Genomic DNA, 5448 nt, shown 5'->3' with positions numbered 1-5448 from the left:
CGCAGGTTGGAATCCTGGTCGATSAGCTCGTTYTTYTCCAKCACGCCGTCGATCCAGCGCGASACSGTGATGCCRGGCTTGSMCATCATCGCGGCCGATGCGTAGCGTCCCTTGATCCAKTCGAAGTCCACACCCCAGGTYTTGGCGAAGTGCTTCCASGAGCCTTCAGCCAGGCCGTAATAACCCGGCAGCGAATCAGGATTGGGGCCGACATCGGTCGCGCCCTGCACGTTGTCATGGCCGCGGAAAATATTGGCGCCGCCGCCAGACACGCCGATGTTGCCCAGCGCCAGCTGCAGGATGCACGATGCGCGCACGACGGCATTGCCGGTGGTGTGCTGGGTCTGGCCCATGCACCAGACGATGGTGCTGGGACGGTTCTGGCTCATCATGGTGGCCACTTTGAGCACGGTGGCCTCGTCAACGCCGCAAGCCTCCAGCACTTTGTCAGGCGTCCACTTGGCCATCACATCGGCCTTGACTTTGTCCATGCCGTAGACACGGTCGTTGATGTATTTTTTGTCTTCCCAGCCGTTCTTGAAGATGTGATACAGCACACCGAAGAGGAAGGGGATGTCAGAGYCGGAGCGGATGCGGACGTATTCGTCGGCCTTGGCCGCCGTGCGCGTGAAGCGGGGGTCGACCACGATCATCTTGCAGCCGGCCTCCTTGGAGTGCAGCATGTGCAGCAGACTGACCGGGTGGGCTTCCGCGGCGTTCGAGCCGATGTACAACGCGCACTTGCTGTTTTGCATGTCGTTGTACGAATTGGTCATGGCGCCATAACCCCAGGTGTTGGCGACGCCGGCCACCGTGGTGGAGTGGCAGATGCGGGCCTGGTGGTCGCAGTTGTTGCTGCCCCAGAAGCTCACGAACTTGCGCATCAGGTAGGCTTGCTCGTTGTTGTGCTTGGAGGAGCCCACCCAGTACACCGAATCCGGTCCGCTCTCTTTGCGCAGCTCGAGCAGCCTCGCGCTGATTTCATTCAGTGCGGTGTCCCAGCTGATGCGCTCGTACTTGCCGTTGACCAGCTTCATCGGGTAGCGCAGACGGTATTCGCCGTGGCCGTGTTCGCGCAGTGCGGCGCCCTTGGCGCAGTGGGCACCCAGATTGATGGGGGAGTCGAACACCGGTTCCTGGCGGACCCAGACGCCGTTTTCAACGATGGCGTCAACCGCGCAACCCACCGAGCAGTGACTGCAGACGGTGCGCTTGACCTCAATCTTGCCGGTGCCGTCAGACGTGGTGCCGGGCGCGGCGGCGGACGCCTTTTTGACCAGGCTTAGCTGCGTGGCGGCGAGGCCCACACCGACACCCAGGCCGGAGCGGCGCAGGAAGGCGCGGCGGTCCATGGTGGGCAGCGCATTGGACAGGCCCCGCGACAGGCTTTGCACAAAGCGCGCAGAACCCGCGCGGTGCACAGGATGAACATCAGATGATTTTTTCGTGAGCAGCATGGAGCTCTCCGTAGATAAGTGAAATCAGGGGGGTCGGCTGAGGTCGGACGCCGGACTGCTGGGCTGCTGAGCTAGATCCGGGTGGTCTTGTAGTAGCGCTTGACGTGTTCCGAGAGGCTGTAGCCGCCGCCTTTTTCAGGGGCCGGTTTGGGCTCCGGCAATTCGGCTTGCTGCAGCGCGGGTGCGCCTGGCAGGGCCACGATGGCCGCGGCTGCCGCGCCGGTGGCGGCTGCGCCGAAAAAGAATCCCCTGCGAGAGGGTTTTGGCTGGCTGTCCTGCATGGTGATCTCCAGGGGARGGCTTGCTGGCTATGTAACCGTTTGCATAGTACTGTAAGGCAGAGCACCGCGCACCACAATGGTTAGCGCCGCTCAACGYCCAAGTCTAGGGAAAACGATAAGCAATCTTATTGTCAGAGCCGGCGAATCGTGGCCAGTCGGTCATTCAAAGCTGTCTCATTTTGAGAAAAAAAGCTTTATGCGCAGCCCTCAGGCCAGCATGTCGAAGCCTTGCGCCTCCACGCTGACGAAGGTCTGGGTGAAGGCAGCAAGCGCCGCATAAAACCGCGCCTTGGGATGCGCCGCAATGGCATCACACATCAGGGGCACCCAGGGCTGCACATGCCGTGCAAAAAACTCTCGCTGCCGGGTGAGGTTTGCAACCTCCACATCGTCGCCGGCAATCAGGTAGCGCATGACTTCGCAGAGGTAGGCCACGTGATCTTCGGTTTCGGGCATGGCCTCGTCGCGCGCCAGGCCCAGCGCGGCGATGTCGGTTCGCAAGGCGGCCAAAGGCTTTTCATTCAGAAACCCGGCAAGGTAGTGCGAGCCAAAGAGATACACCTCCGGCTTGCCGACACCGCCGAACAGGGCGTCGTGCTCGCGCGTGATGTCTGCCAGGCTTTGTGCGCGTGCGGCAGCCACGAGTTCGCTCCACGAACTTTCGAGAAGGCCGCCAGCGGCGGGCGCCTCTGTTACCGCAATGCGAAGGTTTTCATGCAGCTCTGCGGAAGGTGCGGCGTAGTAAAGCGCGGCAAGCACGCCATAAACCTCGGCCCGCGCGGTTTCTTCGTCCAGGGAGGAGGCGGTGAGTTGGGCTTGCGTCATGGTGTGTCTGGTCTCTGTGCTTAGCGAATATCGGTAATCTTCAATTCATTCTCGGCGGAATAGATATCGATGACCCGGCAGTCGCCGCACATCTTGAGGCGGTCTGCGGCCGCGCCCTGGAACATCGCATGCCCCGCCAGCTTGCCCAGCATGGACTCGATGGCCTTGAGGGTGCCAAAGGGTTTGGCGCAGCGTATGCACTGGTAAGGCTGGCTTTCATTGAGCACGCGCGCCTCTTTGCGCTGCGGCGTGAGCAGCAGGCGCGGCTGCAGCGTAATGGCGTCCTCGGGGCAGGTCACAGCGCACAGGCCGCACTGCACGCAGTTTTTCTCGATGAACTTGAGCTGCGGGCGATCCGGGTTGTCTTGCAGTGCGCTGGCMGGGCAGGCGCTCACGCAGCTCAGGCACAGTGTGCAGGCGTCAGCGTTGACGCTCAAGCTGCCGAAAGGCGAGCCTTTGGCAGGCAGTGCAATGGCTTCGGGCAAAGCGGCCGGCGCCTGGCTCATGAGGTGGTCCAGCACCATGTCGAGCGTGCTGCGCTTTTCTTGCGCCACGGCAAAACGTGCCGCAGCGGCGGGCACTGCTGGGCGGCCCCGCGCCAGCGTCTGCAGGCTGGCGTCCAGCCCGGCGAGGRCATCTGTCCCCTCCCCGGCTTGCACCAGATGAAGGTGTACGCCCGCATAGCCCAAACCATTGAGCAGGGTTTGCGCCACGCGCATCTGTTCAGTCAGGCCTTCAAGATAGGCAGGAGCCTCCTCACCGGTCACCAGCACCGCTACTTGCGATGCACCGAAGGCAATGGCGCTGAGCCACAAGTCCAGCCCCAGGCTCGCCGTGTGCCATAGCGCCTGCGGTATCACATTGGCCGGTACGCCGCGCACGGTTTTTTGCAGCCGCGCAGCGCGGCCCAGGGCCTCGACGGCTTGCTGGCCGCTGTCCTGGCTGTGAAACAACAACACAGGCTGCGTGCCACCGGCTTTGGCATAAGCCGACAGCAGGGTCTTGATGCGAACACCCTGCTCACTGGCGCGCGGATAAGCGTAAGTGAGCGCACCCGTCGGGCACACCGTGGTGCAGGCACCGCAGCCTACGCAGAGATTGGGATTGACGACGATCTGCTGGCGTTTTTTCTCGCTGCTGACGGCGCCGGCGGAACAGATGTCGATGCAGGCATTGCAGCCGACGGCTTCATTGCGGCTGTGGGCGCAGAGCTTTTGTTTGTAGGCAAAAAATTTCGGCTTTTCAAACTCGCCCACCATGTCGCGCAGCTTGACTACGGTGGCCAGCAAGCCAGGCGATGCCAGGCCGGCAGATGCATTCAGGGCAAAGTAGCCTTGYGGCGGCGCATGCAGCGCGACCAGGGGCCTGGCGCCCAGGTCGAGCACGAGGTCAAACGCTTCGGTGAGTTTTTGCGGCGCGCGATTGAAGTCAATGGCGCCGGCCACCTTGCACACGGCCACGCAGTCGCGGTGTGATGTGCATTTGGCCGCGTCGACCTGGTAGCTCAGGTCAATAGCGCCTTCGGGGCACACGGCAATGCAGGCATTGCAGCGTGTGCAGAGGTCCAGATCGATGGGGTTGGTCTTGTCCCAGGTCGCCTCAAACGCGCCCAGCCAGCCTTTGAGCGCGAGCCGCTCGCCGCTGACGACGGGGTATTTGCGTTCCTGCGAAGGGAAGCCAGCCTGTGCCTGGGGTAAAACACCCTGCGCAAAGATCGTCACATCGAGGGTATCGGCAACCAGAGCGGCGACCTGCTCGGCCTGGTCCAGCGCGCCGACGATGAGCAGGCGACCGGCGCTCTTGTAAGTGACGGTGGCCACCGGCTCGGCGTCCGGCAGGTGCGCGGCGGCCAGCAGGGCTGCGATTTTGGGCATGGCGCTGGAAGCGTCTTTGCTCCAGCCGCCGGTCTCGCGGATATTGACGAACTTCACCACCGAGGTGACGCCCTGGGTTTGTTCACCCACTTCGGCAAACAGGCGCTTTTCCTGGGTGCAGGCCACGACGACATCATCGCCGGACTGCGCGGCCTTCTGGAAGGCGCCCACCTCGCGGCGGCACAGCGCCGAATGCAGCGTCAGGTTTTCATTGAGCGCCGCGCCCAGCGCCTGGGGCTGGAGCGGCATGGTCTGGTTGCAGTCGCAAATCAGTGTGGGCATGGTCTTCTTGGCTGGCACCGGCCGGGTCGGGCTGGGATTGGCTGGTTGATAAAGCGCCTGGTATTTGCGATGGGGCTATGTCCGGATTTTCATAGGACTGTGCCACGGTTTGGACTGTGGGGTTATTGGCGCTTTCCCGTGGCGGATTGGCGGGGTCGTCTTGCAGGCCGGCGACTTGCACCTGAGCCTCGCCTTTTGCCTTGCCTTCCTTGTCCTCTTCGTCATCAAAGAGCTTGAGAAACTTCGCACTTGTCATCTGCCGCAGCATGGCCTCAGGAATGGGGTCGGACTTGGAGTAGTCGTCGATGTAGGTGTCCAGACCGTCCATCACGTTGAAGTGCGGGTCGGCGAAGAGTTGCTTCATCGCCGCGTTGCGCACATCGGGCGTCACATCGCCGGCCATGAAGGGTTTGAAGTCGGAGTCTTTGGTGAGCAGCCTGGCGTCTGCCAGCGTGAGGGCCTTTTGTTCCGGCAGGGCTTCCAGTGCTTGCGTCTGGCCCTTTGCAGCAGGTGCGTCGGCGTCAGATGCGGGCGGTGCGGCCACCGCCGGTTTTGCCAACGGCTTTTCTACCGGCTCTTCCAGCGGTTTTCCCTGCGCGATGTCGACCTTGCGGCGGGACCACCGCCCCAGAAAACCTGTCGGCTCGTCAGCCATGCTGGCCTCCGCCGGTTTTCTTTTCGGTACTGACCCGTGCCGGATTGCCAAAACGGTCCGTCAAGGTCTTGAAG

The 5448-nt window shown here is 62.5% G+C and carries 5 protein-coding genes; all 5 read right to left on the bottom strand.

Going from position 1 to position 5448, the window contains the following annotated elements; genetic code table 11:
- The coding region (locus AC1D0Z_RS15290; protein ID WP_477659078.1) for a molybdopterin-dependent oxidoreductase at positions 1-1457 on the bottom strand (1457 nt) is incomplete at its 3' end.
- A gap of 71 nt (positions 1458-1528) precedes the next feature.
- On the bottom strand, positions 1529-1738 hold the full coding sequence (locus tag AC1D0Z_RS15285) for a formate dehydrogenase (protein WP_477659077.1): 210 nt from the start codon (positions 1736-1738) through the stop codon (positions 1529-1531).
- Between the two features lie 207 nt (positions 1739-1945).
- A complete protein-coding gene (locus AC1D0Z_RS15280) occupies positions 1946-2563 on the bottom strand; it encodes a TorD/DmsD family molecular chaperone (protein WP_477659076.1) in 618 nt (205 codons plus the stop codon).
- Positions 2564-2583: 20 nt separating this feature from the next.
- A complete protein-coding gene (locus AC1D0Z_RS15275) occupies positions 2584-4719 on the bottom strand; it encodes a 4Fe-4S dicluster domain-containing protein (protein ID WP_477659075.1) in 2136 nt (711 codons plus the stop codon).
- Positions 4646-5374 carry a DUF3306 domain-containing protein gene (locus tag AC1D0Z_RS15270; RefSeq protein ID WP_477659074.1) on the bottom strand — a complete coding sequence of 243 codons (729 nt, stop codon included), beginning with the start codon at positions 5372-5374 and terminating at the stop codon, positions 4646-4648. The genes AC1D0Z_RS15275 and AC1D0Z_RS15270 overlap by 74 nt, the downstream gene beginning before the upstream one ends.
- Between the last annotated feature and the right edge of the window lie 74 nt (positions 5375-5448).

Source organism: Polaromonas sp. P1_E3 (genome assembly GCF_056405935.1).
The sequence above is the reverse complement of the archived record's forward strand: the minus strand, read 5'-3'. Positions and strand labels throughout refer to the sequence as shown.

Excerpts from the sequence above, each read along its gene's own strand:
- AC1D0Z_RS15285 (WP_477659077.1), bottom strand. The coding sequence starts at position 1,738 with ATGCAGGACAGCCAGCCAAAACCCTCTCGCAGGGGATTCTTTTTCGGC.
- AC1D0Z_RS15280 (WP_477659076.1), bottom strand. The coding sequence starts at position 2,563 with ATGACGCAAGCCCAACTCACCGCCTCCTCCCTGGACGAAGAAACCGCG.
- AC1D0Z_RS15270 (WP_477659074.1), bottom strand. The coding sequence starts at position 5,374 with ATGGCTGACGAGCCGACAGGTTTTCTGGGGCGGTGGTCCCGCCGCAAG.